The sequence below is a fragment of the Aristophania sp. ESL1142 genome, from assembly GCF_058107345.1.
In genome coordinates this window covers 1482499-1508710 of the sequence record NZ_JBYLUH010000001.1, presented here as the reverse complement: position 1 = coordinate 1508710, position 26212 = coordinate 1482499, and the positions used below count along the sequence as shown (strand labels likewise).

At 43.6% G+C, this 26212-nt stretch carries 26 protein-coding genes and 1 tRNA gene; 9 read left to right on the top strand and 18 right to left on the bottom strand.

The features are described from left to right. Position 1: 1 nt before the first annotated feature. From AC3B6P_RS07070 to xylB, 4 genes are all read left to right on the top strand, one after another. Positions 2-805, top strand: a complete 804-nt coding sequence (locus AC3B6P_RS07070; protein ID WP_489805389.1) for an SDR family NAD(P)-dependent oxidoreductase — start codon at positions 2-4, stop codon at positions 803-805. 109 nt (positions 806-914) lie between these two features. Further along, positions 915-1913, top strand: coding sequence for a glucokinase (glk, locus tag AC3B6P_RS07065; protein ID WP_489805388.1), 999 nt, complete (start codon positions 915-917; stop codon positions 1911-1913). A 66-nt stretch (positions 1914-1979) separates the two neighbouring features. Then, a complete protein-coding gene (locus tag AC3B6P_RS07060) occupies positions 1980-2789 on the top strand; it encodes a hypothetical protein (RefSeq protein ID WP_489805387.1) in 810 nt (269 codons plus the stop codon). A gap of 69 nt (positions 2790-2858) precedes the next feature. Continuing rightward, complete coding sequence (gene xylB / locus AC3B6P_RS07055; protein ID WP_489805386.1) at positions 2859-4319, top strand: xylulokinase; 1461 nt, start codon at positions 2859-2861, stop codon at positions 4317-4319. A gap of 6 nt (positions 4320-4325) precedes the next feature. Here xylB and AC3B6P_RS07050 read toward each other — a convergent pair whose 3' ends face one another. Further along, a complete protein-coding gene (locus AC3B6P_RS07050; RefSeq protein ID WP_489805385.1) occupies positions 4326-5237 on the bottom strand; it encodes an N-formylglutamate amidohydrolase in 912 nt (303 codons plus the stop codon). Beyond that, on the bottom strand, positions 5215-5685 hold the full coding sequence (gene ruvX, locus AC3B6P_RS07045) for a Holliday junction resolvase RuvX (RefSeq protein WP_489805384.1): 471 nt from the start codon (positions 5683-5685) through the stop codon (positions 5215-5217). The genes AC3B6P_RS07050 and ruvX overlap by 23 nt, the downstream gene beginning before the upstream one ends. Before the next feature lie 69 nt (positions 5686-5754). Between ruvX and gatC the strand changes: the two genes are divergently transcribed. The 4 genes from gatC to AC3B6P_RS07025 all read left to right on the top strand — a co-directional run bounded on the left by gatC (position 5755) and on the right by AC3B6P_RS07025 (position 9168). After that, positions 5755-6042, top strand: coding sequence for an Asp-tRNA(Asn)/Glu-tRNA(Gln) amidotransferase subunit GatC (gatC, locus tag AC3B6P_RS07040; protein ID WP_489805383.1), 288 nt, complete (start codon positions 5755-5757; stop codon positions 6040-6042). Continuing rightward, positions 6042-7529 carry an Asp-tRNA(Asn)/Glu-tRNA(Gln) amidotransferase subunit GatA gene (gene gatA / locus AC3B6P_RS07035; RefSeq protein WP_489805382.1) on the top strand — a complete coding sequence of 496 codons (1488 nt, stop codon included), beginning with the start codon at positions 6042-6044 and terminating at the stop codon, positions 7527-7529. The genes gatC and gatA overlap by 1 nt, the downstream gene beginning before the upstream one ends. Continuing rightward, positions 7526-8983, top strand: a complete 1458-nt coding sequence (gene gatB / locus AC3B6P_RS07030) for an Asp-tRNA(Asn)/Glu-tRNA(Gln) amidotransferase subunit GatB (protein ID WP_489805381.1) — start codon at positions 7526-7528, stop codon at positions 8981-8983. The genes gatA and gatB overlap by 4 nt, the downstream gene beginning before the upstream one ends. Positions 8984-9075: 92 nt before the next feature. Beyond that, a tRNA-Ser gene (locus tag AC3B6P_RS07025) sits at positions 9076-9168 on the top strand. 84 nt (positions 9169-9252) lie between these two features. On the opposite strand, the gene AC3B6P_RS07020 is transcribed toward AC3B6P_RS07025, so the two are convergent. From AC3B6P_RS07020 to AC3B6P_RS06990, 7 genes are all read right to left on the bottom strand, one after another. Further along, entirely contained in the window at positions 9253-9468 is a 216-nt protein-coding gene (locus tag AC3B6P_RS07020; RefSeq protein ID WP_489805380.1) for a hypothetical protein, read from the bottom strand. Positions 9469-9697: 229 nt separating this feature from the next. Then, positions 9698-10021 (bottom strand): hypothetical protein, encoded by a 324-nt coding sequence (locus AC3B6P_RS07015; RefSeq protein ID WP_489805379.1) that lies wholly within the window; start codon positions 10019-10021, stop codon positions 9698-9700. Between the two features lie 48 nt (positions 10022-10069). Continuing rightward, on the bottom strand, positions 10070-10342 hold the full coding sequence (locus tag AC3B6P_RS07010; protein ID WP_489805378.1) for a hypothetical protein: 273 nt from the start codon (positions 10340-10342) through the stop codon (positions 10070-10072). Then, positions 10339-10794, bottom strand: coding sequence for a lysozyme (locus AC3B6P_RS07005; protein WP_489805377.1), 456 nt, complete (start codon positions 10792-10794; stop codon positions 10339-10341). Before AC3B6P_RS07005 ends, AC3B6P_RS07010 begins: the two co-directional genes overlap by 4 nt. Continuing rightward, entirely contained in the window at positions 10794-11000 is a 207-nt protein-coding gene (locus tag AC3B6P_RS07000) for a hypothetical protein (protein ID WP_489805376.1), read from the bottom strand. Before AC3B6P_RS07000 ends, AC3B6P_RS07005 begins: the two co-directional genes overlap by 1 nt. Before the next feature lie 70 nt (positions 11001-11070). Further along, positions 11071-11484 (bottom strand): hypothetical protein, encoded by a 414-nt coding sequence (locus AC3B6P_RS06995; protein ID WP_489805375.1) that lies wholly within the window; start codon positions 11482-11484, stop codon positions 11071-11073. A gap of 4 nt (positions 11485-11488) precedes the next feature. Beyond that, positions 11489-13510, bottom strand: coding sequence for a hypothetical protein (locus tag AC3B6P_RS06990; protein ID WP_489805374.1), 2022 nt, complete (start codon positions 13508-13510; stop codon positions 11489-11491). Between the two features lie 251 nt (positions 13511-13761). Between AC3B6P_RS06990 and AC3B6P_RS06985 the strand changes: the two genes are divergently transcribed. Beyond that, complete coding sequence (locus tag AC3B6P_RS06985) at positions 13762-14934, top strand: L-dopachrome tautomerase-related protein (protein WP_489805373.1); 1173 nt, start codon at positions 13762-13764, stop codon at positions 14932-14934. 539 nt (positions 14935-15473) lie between these two features. Here the strand turns inward: AC3B6P_RS06985 and AC3B6P_RS06980 are convergent. From AC3B6P_RS06980 to AC3B6P_RS06940, 9 genes are all read right to left on the bottom strand, one after another. Beyond that, positions 15474-16085: a hypothetical protein gene (locus AC3B6P_RS06980; RefSeq protein WP_489805372.1), complete on the bottom strand. Its 612-nt coding sequence runs from the start codon at positions 16083-16085 to the stop codon at positions 15474-15476. A gap of 15 nt (positions 16086-16100) precedes the next feature. Next, positions 16101-16736, bottom strand: coding sequence for a hypothetical protein (locus tag AC3B6P_RS06975; RefSeq protein WP_489805371.1), 636 nt, complete (start codon positions 16734-16736; stop codon positions 16101-16103). A gap of 12 nt (positions 16737-16748) precedes the next feature. Further along, positions 16749-18230 (bottom strand): baseplate J/gp47 family protein, encoded by a 1482-nt coding sequence (locus AC3B6P_RS06970; protein WP_489805370.1) that lies wholly within the window; start codon positions 18228-18230, stop codon positions 16749-16751. 333 nt (positions 18231-18563) lie between these two features. Continuing rightward, positions 18564-18854, bottom strand: a complete 291-nt coding sequence (locus AC3B6P_RS06965; protein ID WP_489805369.1) for a hypothetical protein — start codon at positions 18852-18854, stop codon at positions 18564-18566. Positions 18855-19333: 479 nt separating this feature from the next. Next, a complete protein-coding gene (locus AC3B6P_RS06960; RefSeq protein ID WP_489805368.1) occupies positions 19334-19747 on the bottom strand; it encodes a hypothetical protein in 414 nt (137 codons plus the stop codon). Continuing rightward, positions 19747-22002: a hypothetical protein gene (locus AC3B6P_RS06955; RefSeq protein ID WP_489805367.1), complete on the bottom strand. Its 2256-nt coding sequence runs from the start codon at positions 22000-22002 to the stop codon at positions 19747-19749. The genes AC3B6P_RS06960 and AC3B6P_RS06955 overlap by 1 nt, the downstream gene beginning before the upstream one ends. A 185-nt stretch (positions 22003-22187) precedes the next feature. Continuing rightward, complete coding sequence (locus AC3B6P_RS06950) at positions 22188-22607, bottom strand: hypothetical protein (protein WP_489805366.1); 420 nt, start codon at positions 22605-22607, stop codon at positions 22188-22190. Beyond that, positions 22607-24451, bottom strand: a complete 1845-nt coding sequence (locus AC3B6P_RS06945) for a hypothetical protein (protein WP_489805365.1) — start codon at positions 24449-24451, stop codon at positions 22607-22609. Before AC3B6P_RS06945 ends, AC3B6P_RS06950 begins: the two co-directional genes overlap by 1 nt. Further along, a complete protein-coding gene (locus tag AC3B6P_RS06940) occupies positions 24418-26175 on the bottom strand; it encodes a hypothetical protein (RefSeq protein WP_489805364.1) in 1758 nt (585 codons plus the stop codon). The genes AC3B6P_RS06945 and AC3B6P_RS06940 overlap by 34 nt, the downstream gene beginning before the upstream one ends. Positions 26176-26212: the final 37 nt, after the last annotated feature.

Here is a 26212-nt window from a genome sequence, read left to right as displayed (position 1 = left end):
TATGACTAAAAAAAATAACATGGGTGCTTCAAACCGACATCATATCCTGATTACAGGGGGCTCAAGTGGTATAGGTGCAGCTTTGGCGCTCCATTATGCCGCACCAGGAATTCTCATTACTCTCTGGGGCCGCAATGAGGGACGCTTGACAGAAATTGCTGAACAGGTGCGTCGTAAAGGTGCTTCGGTCCTGACATTGAGCCTTGATATCACAAACGCGGAAGAAGCCCTACAGGCTTTCAGCGCTGCAGATCGTGAAAATCCTGTTGATATTCTTATACTTTCCGCTGGTATGTCAGATATCCGTCCAGCAGGGCAGAAAACTGAATCTCCCGAAATCGCCCTGAAAATGTCTATGGTGAATTTTGCCACGCCTGTGACATTGGCAACAAAAGCAGCATCTCTCATGTCTGAACGAGGCGGGGGAAGAATTGGTATTATGGGTTCTGTTGCTTCTTTCCATGATCTGCCATTGGCGACAGTCTATAGTGGCTCAAAAGCAGGAGTAGGACGTTTCAGTACAGCTCTGAGAGCTGCTATGGAACCTTATAATGTGAAGGTCACTCTTATTGCACCTGGTTTTGTCGACACTCCCATGAGCCGGAAGCTAGAAGGGGATCAGCCTTTTCTGGTTCCAGTAGAAGTAGCTGCCCGGAAAATAGCGCGCGCTATCAATCGGGGGCAGGCAACTCTTGTATTTCCTTGGATTTTTGAACTGACGCGTTTGCTTGAGATCATTTTACCCAGAGCCTTGGCCCATAGAATTTTAAGAAAACTTGATATCATGCAGCATCCGACAAACTGATCGATCACATTTTATTAAGTAATATGTGATCAGAAAACAGGTTAAATGAAGAGTTATAAAGTAGTAATTATATATATATGAAGGTATTAAGAGAAAGGGCCCCCGTACTGTGAGAGAAATCGTTGTTATGGATATTGGTGGTACGCATGCGCGTTTTGCTATTGCGACCATTGATGCGGGGAAGGTTATTTCTTTAACAGAAGAAATTACATTGAAATGTGCTGAACATGCTTCTCTCGCGCTTGCATGGGAGGCTTATGGACGTGAGCTTGGCAGGCCGATTCCCAAAGAAGCAAGCATGGCTATAGCCTGTCCTGTGTCCGGCGACACCCTGAAAATGACAAATAATCCGTGGGTCATACAACCGTCACAATTAGCCAATCGCCTTAAGCTGGATAATTTCGTCATTGTTAATGATTTTGGAGCCGTTGGTCACGCAGTAGCCAAGATCGGACCGGAATATATGCAACATCTCTGCGGCCCAAACAATGATCTACCTGATGAAGGGACCATCAGCATTATCGGCCCTGGCACAGGGTTGGGAGCAGCTAGCGTTTTACGCCAGAAAAATGGCTCCTATCAGGTCGTAGAAACAGAGGGAGGACATGTTGATTTTGCTCCTCTTGATTCACTGGAAGACCGAATTTTAGCAGCTATGAGGGAGCGTTTCCGCCGTGTTTCGGTTGAACGCATTGTTTCAGGTCCTGGTCTGACCAATATTTACGAGGTTATTGCTGAATTGCAGGATATGCCTATCAGGCTGAAAGATAATCGCGTTTTATGGACGACAGCACTTGAGGGAACAGATACCCTGGCTTCAGCAGCTCTTGAACGTTTCTGTCTGAGTTTGGGCGCATTTGCCGGTGACGTGGCTTTGTCTCACAAGGCGGCTGGTGTTGTCATTGCAGGTGGGCTAGGTTTACGCTTGGCAAATTTACTGCCCCATTCTGGTTTTGCAGAACGTTTTGTTGCAAAAGGTCGCTTTGAGTCCTGGATGAGTGACATTCCAGTAAAAATTATTACTCACCCTCAACCTGGTCTTTATGGTGCAGCTGCCGCTTATATTTCAAAAACAAGTGCAGAGAATAATATTTTAGTTGATAATTAATAATTTTGTTACCAATTTTGTATTTAATAAATAAAGAGAAGTTTAGGCATTGATGCCCAAGAGGGAATGATGACAACGATCGCAGCACAATTAGGGTGGCCGGGTACCGCTGCTATTAATGAGATGCAAACAAGCATCCATGCGCTTCAGTTTCGTAAAGACCGTGCGTCTTATGGCGATATGGTCAGTCAGAAATTTCTCGAACAGTCAGGTAAACTGGATAAACGCGACATTGTCACCCTTTCAGAAACAGCGCAGCAATATCTGGAAGGGGAGCAGGAACGCTCCATAAGTCAGGTGACAAGCCAGCTTAATATGGCAGCCAGAATAGTTGCGAATAGTGCCACTTCAGATTCTCAGAGACTGGCCGCTATCTCTTCAGCTTATCATTTGTTTTTCATGGGCAGTACCCTAGGGGCGATCACAGGGACTTTTGCCTCCGCCTGGGGGCACTTTAAAGCTGCAAATTCTGATAGCGATTTTGAGAAATATTTTGCTGTAGAGAAACAGTTCGTTCCCAGCGTCAGCTCTGTAGTTGGTGGCAATCTTCAGAAAGACAAGCCTGATTTATGGGCGCAGTTTTTTGTAAAACGCCAGAAGTCTGTAAACTCTTCTGATGATACTCAGGATATTTATTCCGACAGGTTTTTCTCCAATGGGAAACTTCGTAATAAAGGAATTATTTCTGGGCAGGAAAGTCGTGACTCTGAGGATGGATATTCAGATAATGCAACTGTCGCTTCAGCTGGGGATGAATCCCTTTTATCCCTTATTGACATAGAAGAGGCAGTTACAGCGCGTGAGAAGCAGAGTTTGGCAAGAATTCTGAATCTCAATCATAAAAAAGAAACGCCCTCGCCGAAAAAAGCAGGTTGATTGCTTCCGCCTTATTATATTAGCGTGGCCGCTTCGGTCTGCTTTTATTGTAGCAGTAGGGCGTGATTCATGTTTCTTGGAATCGATCTTGGTACGTCGAGCGTCAAAGCCATTCTCGTTAATGAGAGGCAAGAAATTATCGCGGTAAGTGGATGCTCATTTACAGTACAAAGACTGCATGAAAGATGGTCTGAGCAGGATCCTGTCCAGTGGCTAAAAGGAACACTCAAGGCTATTAATGACTTGAAGGAGCAAAATCCTCAGGCTTTATCTGAAGTAAGGGCGATCGGACTTTCCGGCCAACAGCATGGGGCTGTTTTCCTTGATGAAAAGGGGAGTATACTTCGTCCCTGCATCTTGTGGAATGATACACGTTCAGAGGCCGAATGCGCGCTCTTTGAATCTCGTTTTTCTGATGCTCGTGCCATAACAGGTTCTATGACAATGCCGAGTTTTACGGCGCCAAAAGTACTTTGGGTGGCACGGCATGAGCCTGAAATCTTTGCAAAAACAAGGCATGTTTTATTACCTAAAGCTTGGCTACGTTATGTTCTGACCGGTTTAATGTGTGAAGAAATGTCAGATGCGTCAGGCACATCATGGCTCGATGTTGGCAAAAGGTGCTGGTCAGAACAGGCTCTTCAGGCAACAGGTTTGAAGCGGTCTTATATGCCTGATCTATGTGAAGGATCCGATCAGGCAGGACGTTTGAAAGAGGAATATGTTTCTCTATGGGGGATGAAAACAGCTCCTGTTTTTGCTGGTGGTGCAGGAGATAATGCGGCTGGAGCAATCGGGCTTGGCGCGATCAGACATCGTGACACGTTTATTTCGCTGGGAACGTCAGGTGTGCTTTGGATGACAACTGACCGTTATCAGCCTTATCCAGAGGCCGCAATACATACATTTTGTCACGCCCTCCCTGAAAAATGGCATCATATGGGGGTCATGTTATCAGCCGCCTCATCTTTGAAATGGTGGGCGGATCTTAATAAGATTTCTGAAGCAGCTCTTTTAGCTGAACTGCCGGAGAGGATATCTCGACCATCTCATGTAATGTTCGCACCATATTTATCTGGGGAACGTACCCCTTATAATGATGGACGGGTAAGAGGTGGATTTGTCGGGCTTTCACATGATACAACAAGGGCTGATATGACCCAGGCTGTGCTTGAAGGCGTTGCATTTTCATTTCGAGATGCCCTTGAGGCCATTCGCGCTACCGGGGAAATGCCTTCACAAGCAGACGTAATTGGTGGCGGATCACGTAGCCTTTTATGGACGCAGATCATTGCATCAGTCATGAATCTTCCCCTATCCCGTATTGAGAATGGAGAGCATGGTGGTGCCTTTGGTGCTGCACGGCTGGCCCGTTTGGTATTTACAGGTGAAAAGAGCGAAGATATTTGTAAGCCGCCAAAGAGAGTTTCTCTTATAGAACCGTCATCAGAGCTTGTTCAGTCTTATAATAAGGCTTACCGACGTTACCGCCTGCTATATCCGGCTCTAGCGCATCTTGAAATTGCCTAATGGGGCCTAAAACCTACAATATATGGCACGATCAGAGACCCAATGCACGATGGTTTGTGCAAAGAGGTTTAACGCTTCTTTGAATTTTTCATAATGCTGGTTTGGTGCAAGGGTTGTTTCGTTAAGATAGAGAGAGCGTGAGATCTCTATTTGTAGAACATGGACGTGAATATCAGGGTTTCCATAATGTTCGGTAATAAAACCACCCGCATAAGGCGTGTTCTGCTGAACTTTATAGCCCATTTTTTCAAAAACCTGTTGTGCATAATTAATCAGGAATGGCGGGCAGGAACGGTTATGACGGTTTCCCAAAACGATGTCACAAGGTTTGCTCTGGTAGAGTGTTGGCATTGAGTGGACATCAAAAAGAATGACGTAACCTGATTTTAACCTGATATTTTCCAGTGTTTTATGTAATTTTTGATGAAATGGAGCCCAATAATGATTTAAACGCTGTTCAACTGTTTCTACAGGAAGTGTATGGCTGTAAATTGTATGACCAGGCGCCGTGCATCGGGGGATAACACCATAACCCGCTATAACACGTTGTGATCTTATAAGTTCTTTTTCATCAAGGGCAGGCGTAAACATCCTGCCGTCAAGCTCTCTCCAGTCACGGTTTACATCACAGAAGCTGCGAGGAAAGAGTGCTTTTAGAAAAGAGACACCAAGATGGGGAAGGTCAGAGAGCAGATCATCTACGAACCTGTCTTCCATTCTTTGCAGGTCATAGGCTGACAGCCGGGATTGTTTCAAAAAAGACGCAGGATAGCAACGACCGGAATGAGGGGAGGAAAAAAGGAGAGGTGCCGCACTCCCTTCATTGAAAGAAAAAGGTTCCTGCCCCTCTGTTTCTATTTCCAGAGGTAAAAACAAATGATGATTTCCTGAGGAGCTAGATTTTGTCTTTTGTGGCATCAAGCCAACCTTGCAGCATATAAGAAGCAGCTAGTTTATCGACAACTTCACCTCTTTTTTTACGTGTCAGATCCATTTCCTGAATGAGGAAGCGATTAACAGCACTTGAAGAGAGTCGTTCATCCCAAAGAGTAAAGGGTAAGTTTAAACCCTGTGCCAGGTCCTTCCCCCAATCCCTGGCGGCATGAGCTGCCGGCCCCTGAGTGCCATCAAGAGAAAGAGGAAGCCCGATAACGAGGCCTCCTACATCATGCATCTTACAAAAACTGGTAAATTCCTTTATGAGAAAAGAAAGTTTTTGTCTTTTCAAAATCATGAAGGGTGATGCCAACATAAGCTGAACATCCGTCAAAGCAAGGCCGATCTGCTTTGATCCAGGGTCAATGCCAAGGATACGTTGCGAAGGTTTGATCTGCTGGCGCAGGTCATGCGGATTGAAGTACGTCATAAAGAAGCGTTATGATCTATTTTCATGTTTAAAAGCTAGCCCGATTTACTCTTTTATTTAGGACATTCCATGTCGCTTGATGCAAAAACAGTTTTAAAAATGGCGAGGCTTTCACGTTTGGGTCTTTCGTCAGAAGAAGTTGAAACCTACCAAAAAGAAATGCAAGGCATCCTCGGTTGGGTAGAACAGCTAAACGAAGTCAATATTATCGATGTTCCTCCAATGGTTGGAACTGACCTCGCGCGCGCGCGTCTGAGAGAAGACCGTGTAACAGATGGTGATTGCCAGGAAAAAGTTCTTTCCAATGCCCCTGACCGTGAAGGGCCTTTCTATACTGTGCCAAAGGTAGTTGAGTAATGACTTATAATTTTGATCTCACTCTTGCACAAGCACGCGATAGCCTGAAGAGTAAGGACATTTCAGCAGTCGAGCTGGTTAACGCTCATTGCGAAGCCATTGAGCGCCTTGATGGACGCCTGAACAGCTTTATTACACGGACACTTGATCAGGCCCGCGAACAAGCCAAAGAAGCAGATGCCGCCCTGCAACGTGGGGAAGGGAAAGCCCTGACTGGAATTCCTCTCGGTGTAAAAGACCTTTTTGCCACAAAGAATGTTCGTACAACGGCTGCCAGTCATATTCTTGAAAATTTTATTCCTCCTTATGAAAGCACAGTGACAGGCAATCTGTTACGTGATGGTGCTATATTTTTAGGGAAATTAAATCTGGATGAATTTGCCATGGGGTCAACAAATCTGACCTCCGCGTTCGGTGGTGTTGAAAATCCATGGAAGAAAAAAGACTCAGAAGCCCGTCTGGTTCCTGGTGGTTCTTCCGGTGGGTCAGCAGCGGCCGTTGCAGCAGGGCTGGTACTCGGAGCGACAGGAACAGACACAGGTGGTTCCATTCGTCAACCATCTGCTTACTGTGGCATTACAGGCATTAAGCCAACATATGGTCGCTGCTCTCGCTTTGGTACAATTGCGTTTGCAAGCTCTCTGGATCAAGCAGGCCCTATGGCACGCACAATTCAGGATTGTGCGATTTTGCTGGAATCCATGGCTGGATTTGACCCTAAGGATTCAACATCTGTTGAAAAGGCTATTCCCCATTACGAAGCGGCTTTAGGGCAGGGTATTAAAGGATTACGTGTCGGTATCCCAAAGGAATACCGTACAGAAGGCCTTTCTGCTGAAATTCAGGCCCTTTGGGATCAGGGAATTGCGTGGTTAAAGGATGCAGGGGCGGAAATTATTGAAATTTCCCTACCACATACGAAATATGGACTGCCTACCTATTATATCGCTGCTTTAGCGGAGGCTTCCTCCAACCTTTCCCGTTATGATGGTGTGCGTTTTGGTGAACGTGTCCCGGGAAAATCGTTAGATGAGCTTTATGAAGCAACCCGTGGGAAAGGGTTTGGTGAGGAAGTAAAACGCCGTATATTACTTGGGACTTACGTGCTCTCATCAGGCTATTATGATGCCTATTACCTGCGTGCGCAGAAAGTCAGGACACTCATCAAGCAGGATTTCCTGAATGCTTATGAGAAATGCGATCTGCTTTTGGCTCCTACTGCGCTCTCTGGAGCTTTTGCATGGGATGAAAAACCAACCGATCCCGTTCAGCTTTATCTTAATGACATATTTACAGTACCGGCAAGTCTGGCAGGTGTGCCAGCACTTTCAGTCCCTGCTGGATTAAGTCATGAGGGACTTCCTTTAGGATTGCAGCTCATTGGCCGTTATTTCGATGAGGAAACGCTCCTTAAAGCTGGGCATGTTATGGAACAGGCAGCCTCATTTAATCATCGTCCCTCTCTCCATGCAGGAGTTTCAGCATGAGCTCATATCGTATTCAAGGCGAGACCGGTGAATGGGAAGTCGTTATCGGGCTGGAAGTTCATGCCCAGGTTGTCAGTCAGTCAAAACTTTTCTCAGGCGCTTCAACTGCTTTCGGGGCAGAGCCTAATACGCAGGTAAGTCTGGTCGATGCGGCATTTCCAGGTATGTTGCCTGTACTGAATGCAGAATGCGTGGCTCAGGCTGTACGTACTGGCCTGGGACTTAAAGCGCAAATCAATCTCTTTAGCCGGTTCGACCGGAAAAACTATTTTTACGCAGACCTGCCACAGGGCTATCAGATCAGCCAGTTTGAGTTCCCGATTGTCGGTAAAGGTGTTGTCGAGATTGAGCTTTCTGACGGTGAAAAACGCAATATCGGCATTACGCGCCTTCATCTGGAACAAGATGCTGGAAAATCCATTCACGATCATGATCCGGCACGTTCCTTCATTGACCTTAATCGGGCAGGTGTTGCTCTGATGGAGATCGTCAGTGAACCTGATATGCGCTCTCCTGAAGAAGCTGGTGCTTACGTCCGTAAACTCCGTCAGATTTTGCGTTATCTTGGAACATGTGATGGAAATATGGAAGAAGGCTCAATGCGGGCGGACGTCAATGTCTCAGTCCGTAAAGAGGGTGAAGATTACCGTACGCGCTGTGAAATCAAAAATGTCAATTCCGTACGTTACGTAATGCAGGCTATTGAAGTCGAAGCGCAGCGTCAGGTCGAAATATGGGAAGCTGGTGGAACGGTCGATCAGGAAACGCGTCTCTTTGATCATATCAAAGGGGAAACAAGATCCATGCGTAGTAAGGAAGATGCGCATGATTATCGCTACTTCCCAGATCCTGACCTTCTACCTCTAGAAATTGAGCAAAGCTGGGTTGATGAACTAAAAGCAGCTTTGCCAGAATTGCCTGAAGAAAAAAGAGCTCGTCTGGAAAGAGATTACGGTCTGTCTGCTTATGAATCAGCTGTGCTGACAGCTGAGCAGAACATTGCTGATTTCTATGAAGAGGTTGCAAAAAATGCTGATGCACGATTGGCAACAAACTGGATTATGGGGGATTTCTTCGCAGCCCTGAATCGTACAGGCCGCTCTATTGAAGATAGTCCTGTCAGTGCGCAGGGACTACGTGAACTTTTAGGACTGATCAGCGATTCTACCATTAATGGCAAGATCGCCAAGGAAGTGCTTGAAGATATGGTAGAAACCGGTGCATCAGCCTCTGAGATTGTTGAACGCAAAGGGTTGAAGCAGGTTACGGACACCGGAGCGATTGAGGCATCCATTCAGCAGATTCTTGATGAAAATTCAGACAAGGTTGCTGAATATAAAGGGGGGAAAGACAAGCTTTTCGGTTTCTTTGTAGGACAGACAATGAAAGCAATGAAGGGTAAGGCAAACCCTGCAATGGTCAATGAGCTCCTGAAGAAGCTTCTTGATTCATAAAAAGTAAAAAAAGATGTTCATAAGGGTTTGACGAATAGACGTTTTACCCTTATGAACACTTTTGCAAACGCCGTGTTATCTGCGTAAAGAGCGGAGGGGTGGCCGAGAGGCTGAAGGCGGCGGTTTGCTAAACCGTTGTACGATGTCAAGTCGTACCGTGGGTTCGAATCCCATCCCCTCCGCCACGACCTCATGTCTATACAACGATGTATTTAGCACCAGATCGTAACATGAAGCGACGATTAGCAACGCGAAAATACAGGATATTTTTAAATGCACGCTCTAACCTGATCTCTCAACCCAATATAGTCCCCAATCCAGCGGATGGTCTGAGGACGCTCGCCGGGTTGTAGCAGTTCAGTAGCAAGAGCTTTCTGGTCCTGCACGGAATATGAGACAAGTGTTGGGCAGACAGGTTTTAGGTGGGGGGATGAACATGCCCCGAGGAGTAAACCGAGCCAGATCCAGAGAAGAATTTTTCTCATTATGCATCCCCTTTCTCTAAACATGCGATAATCGCGTCTTTCGTCGTTGGCTTGTTGGCTTCAGCCTGCGCCATCGCCCGAACAGTAAGGGTTGTCTGCTCTGCCATAGAGGTAGCGTCCTTGCTCACTGAAACTTTTTCGGCATTCCGGCCGGATCGGTTGGCGTACCAGACCAGGCCGGTCAGGGCGCTCACGATGAGCGTGAGTGCCCCGAAGCCTTCCCAACTATTCACTGGATTGTGGTCTGTATGGAAGAGGTTGGTGTGTTGGATGTTGTCTCTTCTAGCGGTTTGTTGGGGGTTTTTGCTCCCTTAACCATAAGAGTGGCGCCATTGAGAGATAAAGTGAGACCCGTCAGCATGTCTGAAAGCGTGAAGCGCGTCACCATCTTCTCCAGAGAAGGCAGAAGCCCGTCAACGATTTTAGTGATGCCGTCGCTCACTTTCTGCTGGTTGTCACTCATTTCACGGCCTGTCATAGCTTTGAAGAAGCTTTCACCAGCGGCAACTAGATTGGTTGCTTCAGGGTTGGTAGGGAGTGTAGTATTTGTCATGATAAATTCCTTTTTGAATTGAGTTGTTGAGTTTGGGACCACCGTCAGTCACGTGTCTGGCGGTTTTTCCGTAGGCGGCATAATAGGTGCGCCGTGACGTGAGAGAGCCGTGACAACAGGTAATAATGCTGCCTGCCCGATGCGTTGTGCGGTTGTGTTGTCGGGGGCGAGGAGAGGCAGGGAGGCAGCCATGAGGGTATAACCGAGATCTTGCGGCAGGCTTCCAGTCCATAGACCAACGCCGCCTCCTATCAGCATCGAAAGCCCTCCCAATGTTGTCGGCTGCTGAAGCCAATGCCGTATATGCGAGAGGATTTTCATTTCATCCCCTCCAGGAAGAGGGAACGTTCTGCCTGCCTTCGTCGTGTCAGGCCGTTGAGGACATGGCCGCCGGATTTATTCCAGCGCAGGAACTGGTCTGCGGCCTGTTTATATTGTCTGTTATTCAGAAGGCGGAGGAGAGTGGAGCCATCCAGATTGCCGATGCCGATATTATAGGTTAGCGATAAAAGGGCAGCCTCCTGTTGAGCCGAAACAGGCACTTTGACCACATTGCGCACCTGTTTTTGAACCGTCTGAAGGGTCTGCTGCAACAGGGCGTCAGCTTCATCCTGAGTGATTGGTCTTGTATAGTCCGTAACCGGCTTTCCATCGGACAGAACCGTGTTGCCATAGCCTATGGTCCAGTAACCTGCCGGGCAGAGATAAGGCTTGAGACAACACCCTTCAAAACGTTTCACAAAGGAGAGAGCCAGAGTAAGGGCGTCCTCCATCAGAAATGCCCTCCATTGTGAATATGGAGCAGATTGATGATGGCGTAGGCGAGACTAGAGCCGATAGCGGAGGCAATGCCAACGGTCCAGTTTCGCCAGTTTCTCATCTCCCTGATTTCGTCACGGAGTGACCTGAAGTTACGCCGAACCTCGCTGGCATTTTCCTCAAATTCGGCACGGGTGACGTAGGTATCGGGATTGGGCACGATAATTCTCCTGAAAATAAAAAAACCGCCTCAGAGGGCGGCGGAATGAAAACGGGATGCTGTCTGCTAGTTAATCTGTCAGATTATCTGGCTTGATGGGTAACTCTGTGCTTTTTGTATCAGTGCCATCAATGATGGCCTGTAGCGCCTGCGCGTAAGCTTTTGTTTTGGGGCCAAAGCTTTCTCCCATAGCGACGATCATAGGTGCCTGGGATTGCACGTCCGAAAGAGCACTTTGAGCAAGATCTTTCAAAGGGGGTTTTGGTGGTTCAGGCAGGATATAGGTTGTGATTGTGCCGTCTTGGGCAATATTAATTCCTGACTTCTGTTCAAATAATGAAACCCTGATTGTGTCGTATTGTGAGTCATTTAAATTAAAATAATAAGGGGATGTTGCATAGCCAGGGAATGTAACCAAGGCGGTCACATTTCTGTTTTCGTCAAGCATTGCGTAATTATTGCTAATTTTTTTAGAAAGTGTCATAATATTAATCCTTAACGCCTACAGCAAAGACAGTAATCGTTGCCGCTTGCCCTTGTGGGTTACTAGTGCCTCGGTCGAGGCTGGCTCTAAACCCATATTCTGTTATATCTAATTCCATACCATCAGTATTTGCCTTATTTGAAAGTGAAACAAAACGACCTGCGGCTCCGGCGTTATTTTTGCCGCCATAAGTATCATTACACAACGCGACAACACTTATTGCTGGTTGTGAAAATGGCTCTGGAAACGAAAACCACTGGAATAGAGCTGTGTTGCTTACAGTTACACGAAAAGCCTGCATAACAACGCGTCCAGTTGAACCGCCTCCCATCATGATTTCAGGCAGGGACGTATTGTGGGACGTCGTGACGCTATTATTGCTGTGAATAAAAAGCGCGGCGTCTTGATTGTTATTATGCACCCCAAGCGCGAGGGTTGGGTCGTTTTTGGGCCCCCATAGTCGGATATCGCCAGAAGTGGATATTCCTGCGGGAGACAGGAAGCGCAACATCCCAGACCACACATTCACATCATCCTGAAACCCACTAAATAAAACATCACCATTGAGTGTGCCTCCCGTGAGGGATAGCTTTGTATTGAGGGCATCATCAACAGCATTGGTTGACGGGCCGTTAAAATCATCAAACCCGTCATTCTGAATAATCAGTTCACGATGTCCTCTCCAGCCTTTTTTCACGGTTCTGATGGTGGTTGGGCGTGCATCAGCATCAGAATAAACGAGTGCCTGAACGGACGCATCCGTAGGGTAAAAGGATCTCCAACTATTATCAGGTAATTGGGCAGACAGGTGGTTACCCGTATGATTCCACACCATATTATTGAGCCGGTCATCATTATCTGACGCTGGAACGGTCTGTAGTTTTACGGCCTCAGCTGCCTGAGCCCGTGCTGTTTCATTGTTGAGGGACTGAGCCGTTGCCAGATAAGTCAGTTTATTCTCTGGATCATTAATAACAGGTCGGTCGCCATTATCACCACCGAGCCAGAAGCGTTTGACATTCTTGTCTTTGCCACCATAACCTTGCCCGGAAACAAGCTGTGCCTCAGCTGCCTGAGCCCTTACTGTCTCGCTTGCCAATGCTGTTTTGGTGGCATAATTCTGGTCGACCCAGAATGTATTTGGCACCGCACTTCCAGCCGTACCGGGTTTATCATTAATTGTGTAATTAGCATTAATGAGGCCCGTAACATTTCCCCCTGAGAGAGATAATTTTTCGGCTTCAGCGGCGGTAGCCCTGTTGGTTTCGTTTTTGAGATCTGAAGCTGTGGCTATTCTGTCATCACCAATATGGCCTTCTGTTTTGCTGAGGGAGAAAAGGATGTTCTGTTTATCGTCTTTGGCGACAAGACTGCCATCACTCTGAGGAGTAAGAGTGTAGCTTTCATTGGGGCCATAGAAGATAGTCGGGGAGTTTAGTTTACCATCATGGCGTGCGACGAAATGCTCACCATCGACGAAACCTTCAGCACCAGGAGGTGCTTCATAGGAGTAAACAGCCTTTGACCCATCACTATGGGTAACTGTGACGGTTACCTTGCTGGGTTTTCCAGCTTCGACAGGTTCCTGAGTAACGGAAGTATCAGTGATGGTCAGGCTGTCTTTACCCGGTGGCAGATGGATTTCCACCGGAGGAAGTTTTGTTCCGTTTTCAAGGGAGACTGTCAGTCTGCCGGTGCAGGCTTCTCCTGGTTTAACTTCGTCCTGGTCATAATCAATATCGGTAATGGAATAGCCCCTTGCGCCAGGGGGAATGGTGAATTTAACAGGATATGACCCTCCATCATCAGTATAGACAGTCAAGGTGGCTGGCTGTTCTTCTCCTGGGGTGGCGGGTCTTGTGGCAATGGCGAGTTTGGCTATACGGCCACCTGTGGCTGTGAGCACCTTGAGAGGAAAGAGGGCGAGGGAGGAGACACCTTCATCATTAACCTGTGTGCCGATCACACGGTTAAGGGTCTGCCCTGACACAGCCAGGGGCAGGGTGTTAGGATCCAGTTCTGTCATAATCATTAACTCGTTTGATTTTTATTAATTATATATGAATTATGTTTCTTTCTGATAGAAATATATATTTAAAATAATACGGCAATAAGTTATTAATACATAGCCATTAATTAAATAAATTAAACATATTTCTAATAAAACATATTAAATATGTGGATTAAGTTAAAAGTTTATTGTATAAATGACACATAAAATTTGAACATGTTTAGATTTTGGAAACCTTACGTGCGTGGAAGGATGGAATATAAATCATGTCTAATGAAAATAAATTTAAAAAAAGATCTAAATATCTTCTTTTATCTAGCGCTATAGCAATGGCATCTATTCCAGTAGCTGGTTTTTCTTCTCCTAATCCTGTACAGATACAGCCAGAGTCTCCTAATATCGTTAAGGTTGAGGCCAAAACAGATATTATGGCTTGGAATGCTGTTGCTGTCTCACAAGGACGTATATTTGTAGCTGGGCCACGATGGACTGGTTTTCCCGGTCCTGCTGTCGGAATAATTGATCCAAAAGGTGAGGTTATCCCATTCCCAGATAAAAAATGGAATGATTGGACTCCTGAAAAAGATGCCGCAAATTATTTTGTTTGTGTGAATGCCATACATTTAGGTCCAAATGGGTCGTTGTGGGTTGTTGATTCTGGTGCTCCTGCTTTTGGTAAGCCGATTGTCCCCAACGGTCCTAAGCTTGTTAAAATCAATCCTAAAAATGGTGATATTCAGAAAGTTTACCTTTTAGGGGCGGATGTTATTCACAATAATAGTTATATAAATGATATCCGCTTTAATCCCAAGAATGATCTAGCTTATATTACTGACACAGGCAGTGAGGCCGTTATCGTATTTGACACGAAGGATGGCCATGCCTGGCGTGTTCTTGAAGGACACCCTTCGACGCTTGCGCAAAAGAAACGTCCCATTATTGCTGATGGTAAACAGGTAGATGACAAACCTGGTCAAGCTTTAAGTGTTGCGGTAGATCCCTTAGAGGTCAGTCCTGATGGAAAATGGCTGTATTACGGTCCAGCAGCGGGGCCATGGTCAAAAGTACCAACAGCTCTGATAGATAACTCAGCAACATCAGCGAAAGATATTGCTGCTTCTGTTCGTCCATGGGTTGACCTTCCTCCCATAGGAGGAACAGCAATGGATGAAAAAGGAAATTTCTATTTCACCAGTTTAAAAGATAATAGTATTTATCGGCGGTCAGAGTCAGGAAAGACGGTTAGAATTTTCACGGATCCTTTATTGCATTGGGGAGACGCCCTTATGATTTCAGAAGATAAGAAATTATGGGTGCCTGTTCCACAAATAGATCGGTTGCCTCAATTTCATCAGGGAAAATCTTTTGTTAAATTACCCATTATACTTGTTTCTATTAATTTGAAGGAATGGGAGAAAAATAAGTTAGATAGTCATTGAAATAAGATGAGGAGGAATAATTTTCTCCTCATCTCTTCTGAGCTTTAGATAATTTTATGGCAGCTTTTAACTTGTTCTCTTAGACCAATATAATCACTCAGCCAACGTATGATTTCAGTATTATCAGATGTCTTATTAAGTTCGTTCGTAAGTGTTTTCTGGTCTTCAAGATTATAAGTTATAATTGTCGGGCAAATAGTCTGAAGCTCGGGGGATGAACATCTTACCAGGAGCAGTCCTAACAAGCCCCATAAATGATACCTCTCATTATGCATTTCCCTGTTCCAAACGATGATAAAGCGCGACTGTCAACTGGCCTGTCTGCAAGGGCATGGGTGATTTCCTGATTTAGCTGGACTGTCTTTTTAGTTATTTCTAAACGATCATTTTTCATCATGGACACGTGCTGCATTACATCCAGCCCGATTTGCATACCAAATTAACAAACCGAGTGAACCCATGCTGAATATAATTGTTAAAAGTACAAAGCAAGAATTACTCATGGTTATGAATCCAATTTCATTGTGACATTACATTAATTATAAAACACCACCAGTAGGAGCTCCTTCATGGCCATTTGAATGTGTATGTGCTTTATATTTTTGTCCATTAATAATAACCTGGCCCTCGAGTTTGATCTCACCATCGTTTAGGGATATAGTTGCACTTCCATTTGTTATAATGACGTTATTATCAGAAAGTGTAACAGATACTTTTCCATGTAATTTATGATTTATCTGAACGCCATTCAGACCATATAACTGGAGAAAATCACCATCAAGGTTATCCCAGTTCTTATGAGAAAATGGGATAAAAATACCTGAATAGAGATTAGAGATTGTTTCATTAAAATTGGGTCTGTCGGTATTCATTCCGCTTAGATGACCAATGTTAATATCTGAGCAGAGTAGCAGTCCTTTACACCCTTTTTGCAAAGGAGCTCTTATATATTCACTCTCAAGTACAGGTACTGTGATTGTTGGAAAAGGCACTGGTGTGTTTGCTTCAATTTTAATTATTGCCATACGCCCGCTCATTTGAACGAGCGATACAGGAATAGTTTTTGATAAAAGACCTGATAATTTACGTGCAGATCTTTCAGCTACATTTTGCATTAATATGGCAGGGGAATTTCGTGTTGAAACAGACATTTATCAATTCCATAATTATTCTGAAATAGAATTTTTATTTATAACAATATAATTAAACATAGGTGGCGTATTTAGAATGCCATTTCCAATGATTTTTCTTAGTGTATCAACTAAACTACTATCCCAATCTTCAGTAGATATATTAATTATAATATCACGACCAGAAACCGTAAGACTAACAGCATTACAGCTATTGAACTTCCAGCAATGCCCATTGTCACCAGTCAAAAAACGCATAATACGTCTTTTGAGCCATGGGATTGAAAAATTTAAACCATCACCTTTATAAAAATTCCATGTTAAAATTCGTTTATGTATGTCATCGCTAAGAGAGGTGCCTTTATATTTCTTTATAATGGTTTCTTCAGCTAAGGCTGTTCTATTAATGTCAGTATCATCAATAGATCCACTATAAGTTTGTGATTGTTGGTAGCTAATTTTATAGCGAAATTGACCGTACAGGCTATAGGTTAGATAATTTAAAAATCCATCTTTTATTGATTCTCTAGTATATAAAGCTAATGGACGCTGATATAGCCATGATAAAATTTCTACAGAAATCTGATTATAAGCTTTAAATATAGCCATAATATTTTCATCATCAGAAAACTGATGATAAGGATATATTAATTCTTCAATGTTTTTTGACATTAAACAAAATCCTTATGTTTGAATCAATGTAATCTGGTCTGATGTAGTTACAAAGTAACTTTGAGAATCTCCATTAATAATATTGCTCTTATTGTTAGGTGAAGTTAATATATCATCCAGATAAATTTCAAAATAAAGTTCAGTAATAAGGTTTCCAGGAAGCAATTCCAGAATTGAAGATTCAAAAACATTTCCCAATTGTAAAAGATTTATAGGATCTCCACTTTCAATTGAGTTAATATAACTAGCAATATTTGAAGAACAAAGTTGTGTTGCAGATTCGTTATCAATAATATTAATTGCAGATGTTTGCCAATGACAAATAATTTTTACATTTTGTTTTAATGGCTTAATAAAGGGGATAACGTATTTGTCTTTTCCATCAATAATTGTGACAGACATATCACGAGAATTTGTCTCTAACACACCCCCACCAGAATAAAATGGAGAGGAAGTAGTATCAATATCAATTGAAAATCGAGAGGCATCAATCACTGTAGCAACAAAATCACCATTGATCATTGGTGTTCCTGTTGCGTTACTGATAGTGATTTTTTGTCCAGTTTTCAATCCATGTGTTAGATCAGTAGTAATAACACATGGTTTTCCATTAGTAACACCACCAATAGTATTAATACTTTTCTTTAGATTTATCAAATCAAAACAGCTTTGATAAATTGCTCCAGCAATTTCAGTAGGATCTCCACCATCTACTTGAACACTATAACCAATAGGGTTATTTATTTCATTTTTGACTATACTTACCGCAACAGAACGATCAATAACATTATCTATTTTTTGTAAGCATGTCTTGATAAAATTCGGAGTCCCTTGACAAGTCGCTGTACCTGCTCTCAGAATTCTGCCTCTATAGTCTACATCACTTTCTGGTCCGTCACCTATAGTACCATATTGTGAATTTTCCACTTCTAGTTCTGTATCTGGCTGGATAGAACTAATAACTTGTGTCACAGAATAAGGGGGAATAATATAACTGCCAGTTGTTGTTGCGACAACATATACATCTTTTAAGATTCCATTACTAGGAATCGTCAAATTCTCTTGTGTTTCAAATAGATATTGTGAATCAGTAACCTGAAACCCTTTTGCAAGAAACAGGCCAGGTGTTCCTGTGAAGTTCACATAAACTGAAGGATTAGATCCTAAACCGCGTTTGACACCATATATTTCACCGAACTCATCAAGAAGATCAGAGGGCGCGTTAAGAGGGCTTATGGAATTTACAGCAGAAACTCTTAATTGGTCCATTTGGGTCAGCGCCGCCATAGCAACTGTACTCATATTCTCAATTAATGTTGCGGGAAGGTTTGTTGTTAAACCAGGGCTAAGCTGTGTTGCTAATGTTGTTATTTTTTCCTGTAAAACATCCTGATCAATTGGTTCAATATCCCTATTAAGCAGTACACTGAACAAACCTGGATATTGGTCTTCTAGTAAAGATGTTACTGAAAGCGGAAGATTTGAGATAGACATTATATATAATTTCCAATATATTATATAACAATAATTAATATTAGTAAGTTATTTCAAATATATTATTTTTTTCTCTAAAAATACAAATTGAATGACTTATATTTCTAAAAAGATTAATATTATTATCCATAGATGATCCAATGAGTGGACGGTATGTTAATGTATTTTTTTTACTATCCACTGCTTTGAAGTACCATCTAAGATCGGCAATATTCCAATAAAATTTAACTGTTATTAACCCTTCTGCTACGGATGTTTGAAATTGAAATGACTCTCTTTCGGTATCATTTTCAGGAAATTTTATATAAGTATCAGTCATAGTATTAATTTATATTAAGTGTTAATTTTAGGATTATTTATGGATTTTGTACTGTTGATTGTTTTGGTTAGACCATTGAGTGTTTCTGTCAACCCCTCAAGAAGGTCTTTAAGGTCAAATGAAACCATTTTCTCAAGTGTTGGCAAGACGCCATCAACAATTTTAGTAAGGCCGTCACTAATTTTTTGCTGATTATTATTCATGTCATGTCCGGTGAGCGATTTAAATAAATTTTCACCTGAAGAAACAAGGTTTGTTGCTAAAGGAACAATTTCTGAATTTGGTTCGGTTTCTGTATATGTCATTTTATAAAGCCTTTTTAAATATTATTTTTATAATTCTATCTTTTTTATTATCTAAAGAATGAGATAATCCGTGTTGAGCTAAAATAGTTACCAACGACAATAAAGCAGCCTGCCTCCATACGTCTAGCCGTTGTATTATCTGGTAACATTAATAATAAGATTGCTCCTAAAAGAGTATAGCTAAAATTTTGTGTTATACTTCCACTCAAAAAACCTACAAAATCACCAATAAGCATTGATAATTCAATTAATGTTATCGGGCTGCTGGAGCCAATAGCAGAAGCACAGTACCAACCGACCAGTTCTTCATGTTTCTGATTTCTCTTCGTAATGATTTAAAGTTCAAACGCATTTCATTAGCATTTTGCTTAAATTCTGTGCATATAACATAGCTCATCTGATCAAGTACAATGATCCTCTTGAACATAAAAAAAACGCCTTAAAAAGAGACAGAACAAGATGAACTGTTATTTTACTGGTTAATCCGTCAGATCATCTGGCTTGGTGGGTAACTCAGTGCTGGTTGTATTAGTGCCATTAATAATGGCTTGCAGTGCCTGCACATAGGATTTTGTTTTGGGGCCGAACGTCTCACCCATAGCTACCATCATCGGTGCTTGGGATTGTACATCAGAAAGGGCACTCTGGGCGAGGTCTTTCAATGGTGGTTTTGGTGGTTCTGGCGGGATATAGGTTGTGATCATCCCATTCTCGGCAATATTAACACCTAACTCATCCTGAAAGAGGAGATACTCGATCTTTTTATAATCATCTGAGGAGAGATTATAATAGCTTTTGGCAGTGGCAATGCCTGGAAAAATGACCATATTCGTTACGTTACGCTTGTCATCAAGAACGGCATAAAAGTCTGATATTTTGTTAGTCGCGCTCATTATTTTATAATCCCCACAGCCATGACGCATACTGATGCATGGAGAGGCGCAAACCCATCTCCACGTGCAATAAATGCCCTGAAACCCGATTTTGTTATATCGAGTGTCTCAGTCTGCTGATCCAGTTTATTGCAAAGTCCAACCCATCTGCCTCGCCCATTTGCATTGGCATTCAATCCACCATATTCGTTATTGACATTTGCGACGACGCATAAGGCTGGCTCAGAAAATTCTATTGGAAAATCTATCCAGTTTAATGTTGGTAATCCTGCTGCTATAAATTTCGCCTCAAAGACCTGCATAACAACGCGTCCAGTTGAGCCTCCTCCCATCATGATCTCCAGTAATGACGAGTTATGGGGCGTCGTAACACTATTATCAGCATTCAGGAACAGAGAAGCGCTTCTACCATCTGCAGCAAGCGTTGTAAGAGCAGTTGCGGGGTTGGTTTTTGTGCCGACCAGCTGGAGCTGTCCTTGGTTTTTATCTCCTGCAGTCGTTAAATATAGTGTTCTGCTGTAAAGATTATCACCATTTATAGTACCTTCCAGACTAATATCTCCAGTGAGGGCTCCTCCAGTTAGAGGCAATCTGGTGTCTTTGGCTTCCTGCACATCATCAGTTGTTGCCAGTATCTTGCCATTGAGATTTTTCAGGTTACCTTTTGTATCGGCTTCCAGAACCCTGTAGAAATTTCCATCCAGATCCTTAATTACCAGTCGTCCGGTCAGATGCTTGACATCGTCAGGTTGGACAGCTTGCATATAGAACTGACCAGTTCCTACCTGTGTGCCGAGTGTTTTTGAAAGTGCTTCCCCATTCTGATGGAAGGAAGCATCGACGAACAGCTCTCCTGAGAGGTGCCCTCCTGAGAGAGGAAGTAAGCGGGCTTCGGCTTCCTGTACGTCTGAAATCGTCGCAAGATTATCGCCGTTCAGATTTTTCAGAGTTCCTGTCGTGTCAGCTTCCAAAACTTTGTAGAAATTTCCGTCCAGGTCTTTGATAGCTAGTCTTCCTAGCAGATGGTTAACATTATCTGGCTGGACGGCCTGCATATAAAACTGACTATTGCCGATTTGCGTGCCGATGGATTTTGAGAGTGTTTCCCCATTTTGATGGAAAGAAGCATCGACGAAGAGCTCTCCTGAGAGGTGTCCTCCAGAAAGAGGGAGAGATCCAGCTGTTTCAGCAGTGATATCATCTATGAGAGCAAGAGATTTCCCATTAATATTAGTGAGCTTACCATCAGGTGTGCATTCAAGGACGTGAGTCCATGTATTGTCTTTCTTCATAATCAGACGACCGAATAAATTGCCTGATTTATCCTGTGCTAGCTGGTTATAAAATCTGTTATCACCGATAGCATTGCCATTTGGTTGTGAGAGTGTCTGTCCATTCTGGTCAATAAAGTTACCATCGGTATAAAGAGCACCTGTTGTCGTCCCCCCTGAGAGAGATAATTTTTCGGCTTCAGCGGCGGTAGCCCTGTTGGTTTCGTTTTTGAGATCTGAAGCTGTGGCTATTCTATCATCACCGATATGGCCTTCTGTTTTGCTGAGGGAGAAAAGGATGTTCTGTTTGTCATCCCTGGCGACAAGACTGCCATCACTCTGAGGAGTAAGAGTGTAGCTTTCATTGGGTCCGTAGAAGATAGTCGGGGAGTTTAGTTTACCATCATGGCGTGCAACGAAATGCTCACCATCGACGAAACCTTCAGCACCAGGAGGTGCTTCATAGGAGTAAACAGCCTTTGACCCATCACTATGGGTAACTGTGACGGTTACCTTGCTGGGTTTTCCAGCTTCGACAGGTTCCTGAGTAACGGAAGTATCAGTGATGGTCAGGCTGTCTTTACCCGGTGGCAGATGGATTTCTACCGGAGGGAGTTTTGTTCCGTTTTCAAGGGAGAAGGTCAGTCGGCCGGTGCAGGCTTCTCCTGGTTTGACTTCATCCTGCTCATAACCAATATCGGTAATGGAATAGCCCCTTGCGCCAGGGGGAATGGTGAATTTAACAGGATATGACCCTCCATCATCAGTATAGACAGTCAAGGTGGCTGGCTGTTCTTCTCCTGGGGTGGCCGGTCTTGTGGCAATGGCGAGTTTGGCTATACGGCCACCTGTGGCACTGAGCACCTTGAGAGGAAAGAGGGCGAGGGAGGAAACACCTTCATCATTAACCTGTGTGCCGATCACACGATTAAGGGCCTGCCCTGACACAGCTAGGGGCAGGATGTTGGGATCCAGTTCTGTCATAATCATTAACTCGTTTTTATGGCTAGAAAGTGGAAGAAATGATTGGAAAGAAGCGGACTATTCTATAATGCCGCCTTTTGTCTCAATTCAGTGCGCGTATCATCGCTCACCTGGGGAGACATGATGGCTCTCTCAAAAAACCGCCTCTAAGGGCGGCGGAATAGAAATAGGATTCTGTTTGCTAGCTAGTCTGTCAGGCTATCCGGCTTGGTAGGTAACTCAGTGCTGGTTGTATCAGTGCCATTAATGATAGCCTGTAACGCCTGCACGTAAGATTTCGTTTTGGGGCCAAAACTTTCTCCCATAGCTACCATCATCGGCGCCTGGGACTGTACGTCAGAAAGAGTATTCTGGGCAAGGTCTTTCAAAGGCGGTTTTGGTGGTTCAGGCAGGATATAGGTTGTGATTGTGCCATCTGGAGATATATTAACACCAGATTTGTTCTGTAATTGTATAGCATAAATTTTATCATAATCATCCTTTGTGAGATTATAATAACAATCTGCTGTGGCAATACCAGAAAAAACAACAAGAGAGGTTACATTTCTGTTGTCGTCGAGCATTGCGTAGTAATCTGATATTTTATTCATGTTTTTTTCAGTCATTACATTGGCCCTAATACTATAAATGACATTTCACGACCTATATGATTTGCATCGTCATTATTCATTAGAAAACCGTCATTTGTTACGGATGTCTTTGAAACCCATGTAACAGCTGACTCAAGATGATTAATTAAATCGTCGCACACTTCAGTGGATGAAAACATAATCTGTGCTACTGGATCAGAGGCTTTAAATGGAACAGGGAATTTGATTTTCATTTGTCCATAAGCTTTTGTGATCCTGAATGCCTGAAACACCATACGCCTAGGTGAGCTGCTTCCTATCAATATTTCAGGCAGACAGGTGCCGCGCGACGTCGTCACGCTATTATCACTGTGAATAAAAAGCGCGGCGTCTTGATTATTAACACGTACCCCAAGCGCGAGGGTTGGGTCGTTTTTGGGCCCCCATAGTCGGATATCACCAGAAGTGGATATTCCGTCAGGAGACAGGAAGTACAGCATCCCAGACCACACATTTACATCGTCTTGAAACCCACTAAGAGAAATATTTCCTGACATAGTGCCTCCCGTGAGGGATAGCTTTGTATTGAGGGCATCATCAACAGCATTGGTTGACGGGCCGTTAAAATCATCAAACCCGTCATTTTGAATAATCAGTTCACGATGTCCTCTCCAGCCTTTTTTCACGGTTCTGATGGTGGTTGGGCGTGCATCAGCATCAGAATAGACGAGTGCCTGAACGGACGCATCCGTGGGATAGAAGGATCTCCAGCTATTATCAGGTAATTGGGCAGACAGGTGGTTACCCGTATGATTCCACACCAGATTATTGAGCCGGTCGTCGTTATCTGACGCTGGAACGGTCTGTAATTTAGTGGCCTCAGCTGCCTGAGCCCTTACTGTCTCGCTTGCCAATGCTGTTTTGGTGGCATAATTCTGGTCGACCCAGAATGTGTTTGGCACCGCACTTCCAGCTGCACCGGGTTTATCATTAATTGTGTAATTGGCATTAATGAGGCCCGTAACATTTCCCCCTGAGAGAGATAATTTTTCGGCTTCAGCGGCCATAGCCCTGTTGGTTTCGTTTTTGAGATCTGAAGCTGTGGCTATTCTATCATCACCGATATGGCCTTCTGTTTTGCTGAGGGAGAAAAGGATGTTCTGTTTGTCATCCCTGGCGACAAGACTGCCATCACTCTGAGGAGTAAGAGTGTAGCTTTCATTGGGGCCATAGAAGATAGTCGGGGAGTTTAGTTTACCATCATGGCGTGCGACGAAATGCTCACCATCGACGAAACCTTCAGCACCAGGAGGTGCTTCATAGGAGTAAACAGCCTTTGACCCATCACTATGGGTAACTGTGACGGTTACCTTGCTGGGTTTTCCAGCTTCGACAGGCTCCTGAGTAACGGAAGTATCAGTGATGGTCAGGCTGTCTTTACCCGGTGGCAGATGGATTTCCACCGGAGGAAGTTTTGTTCCGTTTTCAAGGGAGACTGTCAGTCGGCCGGTGCAGGCTTCTCCTGGTTTAACTTCGTCCTGGTCATAATCAATATCGGTAATGGAATAGCCCCTTGCGCCAGGGGGAATGGTGAATTTAACAGGATATGATCCTCCATCATCAGTATAGACAGTCAAGGTGGCTGGCTGTTCTTCTCCTGGAGTGGCGGGTCTTGTGGCAATGGCGAGTTTGGCTATACGGCCACCTGTGGCACTGAGCACCTTGAGAGGAAAGAGGGCGAGGGAGGAGACACCTTCATCATTAACCTGTGTGCCTATCACACGGTTAAGGGCCTGCCCTGACACAGCTAGGGGCAGGGTGTTGGGATCCAGTTCTGTCATAATCATTAACTCGTTTTTATGGCTAGAAATTGAATCCATGTATTTCCAGCAGTGCCACCTTTGGCATCATTTTTCCCTGTCCAATAATGTTGAAGAGTGACACGAAATTTATCATGTTCTATTTCTTGCCTTCCAGAGCCATCTCTGGAAACGTTACAAAGAAAAATATTATTATCCCTATTCCATACTGAATTATATGTGCTGTTTATGACACCCATAAATATTGAAACATTACAAACATTGTTTTCGTTTAAAAATCCATCAATCGATCTAGGGAAATATACCCAATCACCATTACTCACTTTGGCAGTCCATAATTGAAATCTATTAACAAAAGCATCAAATTCTGATGCCCAGGGAAAGTCACCCCTATTTCCGTTTTCATCCCAATAATTGGCACGTCCTGTCCTGCTATTGGTGTGTAGGCCACGTCCCGCCTTATCGCCTGAGTTTAAGCCAAGTCGGCCTGAAATGAGCGAAGTTTCAACATTCTGGGCACGATTTCTTTCGTTGGTGACGTCCTGAATGGCGCGGTCTCTTTCATCCCATACGTCATTAATACTCGCAGCAATAATATCATTTTTCCCAGGAACATTAGCCTGTAAACGTTGCCTGTCGCTGTTATTATTAGCCCAGATATTCGTAATACGATTATCACCATTGCTATAGCCATGACCTGTTACAGCATCCTGTTTAAAATTATTGAGAGCTGTGTTTGTATCATTGATATCATCAAGATTAGCCAAAGTGTGATCATATTTCCCATCAGAGCCTTGTATAGCTACATGGGGATGGGGCTGATCATGCATAATTCTTGCATGTGTTATACGTGTATCATAATCACTATAAGCTTCACTAGTAACAGCTTCTTGTGATTTAAAATTCTGTAAATCATTATTAATATTATTTTCTGCTCTTACAGCACGGTTATATTCATCCTGTATATCTTCGAGCCTTGCTGATATAATTGCGGTGCCGCCTTCCAGATTTGCTTCTAATCTTGTCCGTTCATTATTATTGCCCCAAATATCAGTGATGCGTTTATCTCCTGAACTAAAACCATGCCCTCTGACAACATCTGCTTTTAAGGACTGTAAGTCAGAATTAACGCCATCCACATCTTCCTGTGCAGCGATATCCCAGGAGTTTCCCCTATTATCTTTATAACGGGCGCGTCCTGTATCACCATTTGTTAATAGGCTGATGCCTTGAATATCATTTGGACGAAGGCCAATACGTCCAGAAACAAACTCTGTAAATTTTTCACCAAAAGCATCGAAATTAACAGAAGACCACCACTCAGTAGCTTCTATGTCAGGTGGTGTTTTATTATTATCCTGTAAGCTAATCCATAATTGAGTAGGTGTCTGAGGGTCGGCTAAAACCGCATTTTTTTTGTAGCCACCAATCATTTTTGCGATATTATTATCGTATATGCCTAGAAAACCAGCCTGAGGGAATAAATCAAATATCTTAGCAGACATATTAAGCGATACGATATCGCCACTCTCAAACTTCATAGCTTTGGTATTTTCCTGGGCTCTACGAAGCGTAAATGTGTCTGCGTTACGGGCGATAACATAACAGATTTCAAACTGTGTCTGGTCTGCGATAGAGACAATCGTGATGGGAAAAGCTTCTTCTCCCTGACGAATGGCCGGAAAAAGAGCACCATCTCCTGAAATAATATTAATGACTGTATCAGACGTCGTTATAGAACGCGCAAGTTGCGTTTTAGCCCTGTTAGCATATTGAAAAAGCATAAAATAAATTCCAGTAGATTGAAATTGTTTTGTCTAT

Coding starts and splice junctions, on each gene's coding strand:
- gatA (WP_489805382.1), top strand. CDS start 6,042: ATGACTTATAATTTTGATCTCACTCTTGCACAAGCACGCGATAGCCTG.
- AC3B6P_RS06985 (WP_489805373.1), top strand. CDS start 13,762: ATGTCTAATGAAAATAAATTTAAAAAAAGATCTAAATATCTTCTTTTA.
- AC3B6P_RS07070 (WP_489805389.1), top strand. CDS start 2: ATGACTAAAAAAAATAACATGGGTGCTTCAAACCGACATCATATCCTG.
- xylB (WP_489805386.1), top strand. CDS start 2,859: ATGTTTCTTGGAATCGATCTTGGTACGTCGAGCGTCAAAGCCATTCTC.
- gatC (WP_489805383.1), top strand. CDS start 5,755: ATGTCGCTTGATGCAAAAACAGTTTTAAAAATGGCGAGGCTTTCACGT.
- AC3B6P_RS07060 (WP_489805387.1), top strand. CDS start 1,980: ATGATGACAACGATCGCAGCACAATTAGGGTGGCCGGGTACCGCTGCT.
- AC3B6P_RS06940 (WP_489805364.1), bottom strand. CDS start 26,175: ATGCTTTTTCAATATGCTAACAGGGCTAAAACGCAACTTGCGCGTTCT.
- AC3B6P_RS06990 (WP_489805374.1), bottom strand. CDS start 13,510: ATGACAGAACTGGATCCTAACACCCTGCCCCTGGCTGTGTCAGGGCAG.
- AC3B6P_RS07010 (WP_489805378.1), bottom strand. CDS start 10,342: ATGAAAATCCTCTCGCATATACGGCATTGGCTTCAGCAGCCGACAACA.
- AC3B6P_RS07050 (WP_489805385.1), bottom strand. CDS start 5,237: ATGCCACAAAAGACAAAATCTAGCTCCTCAGGAAATCATCATTTGTTT.
- AC3B6P_RS06960 (WP_489805368.1), bottom strand. CDS start 19,747: ATGAGCGCGACTAACAAAATATCAGACTTTTATGCCGTTCTTGATGAC.
- AC3B6P_RS06950 (WP_489805366.1), bottom strand. CDS start 22,607: ATGACTGAAAAAAACATGAATAAAATATCAGATTACTACGCAATGCTC.
- AC3B6P_RS06965 (WP_489805369.1), bottom strand. CDS start 18,854: ATGACATATACAGAAACCGAACCAAATTCAGAAATTGTTCCTTTAGCA.
- AC3B6P_RS06975 (WP_489805371.1), bottom strand. CDS start 16,736: ATGTCAAAAAACATTGAAGAATTAATATATCCTTATCATCAGTTTTCT.
- AC3B6P_RS07020 (WP_489805380.1), bottom strand. CDS start 9,468: ATGAGAAAAATTCTTCTCTGGATCTGGCTCGGTTTACTCCTCGGGGCA.
- ruvX (WP_489805384.1), bottom strand. CDS start 5,685: ATGACGTACTTCAATCCGCATGACCTGCGCCAGCAGATCAAACCTTCG.
- AC3B6P_RS06955 (WP_489805367.1), bottom strand. CDS start 22,002: ATGACAGAACTGGATCCCAACATCCTGCCCCTAGCTGTGTCAGGGCAG.
- AC3B6P_RS06995 (WP_489805375.1), bottom strand. CDS start 11,484: ATGACACTTTCTAAAAAAATTAGCAATAATTACGCAATGCTTGACGAA.
- AC3B6P_RS06980 (WP_489805372.1), bottom strand. CDS start 16,085: ATGTCTGTTTCAACACGAAATTCCCCTGCCATATTAATGCAAAATGTA.
- gatB (WP_489805381.1), top strand. CDS start 7,526: ATGAGCTCATATCGTATTCAAGGCGAGACCGGTGAATGGGAAGTCGTT.
- AC3B6P_RS06945 (WP_489805365.1), bottom strand. CDS start 24,451: ATGGATTCAATTTCTAGCCATAAAAACGAGTTAATGATTATGACAGAA.
- AC3B6P_RS07005 (WP_489805377.1), bottom strand. CDS start 10,794: ATGGAGGACGCCCTTACTCTGGCTCTCTCCTTTGTGAAACGTTTTGAA.
- AC3B6P_RS07015 (WP_489805379.1), bottom strand. CDS start 10,021: ATGACAAATACTACACTCCCTACCAACCCTGAAGCAACCAATCTAGTT.
- AC3B6P_RS06970 (WP_489805370.1), bottom strand. CDS start 18,230: ATGTCTATCTCAAATCTTCCGCTTTCAGTAACATCTTTACTAGAAGAC.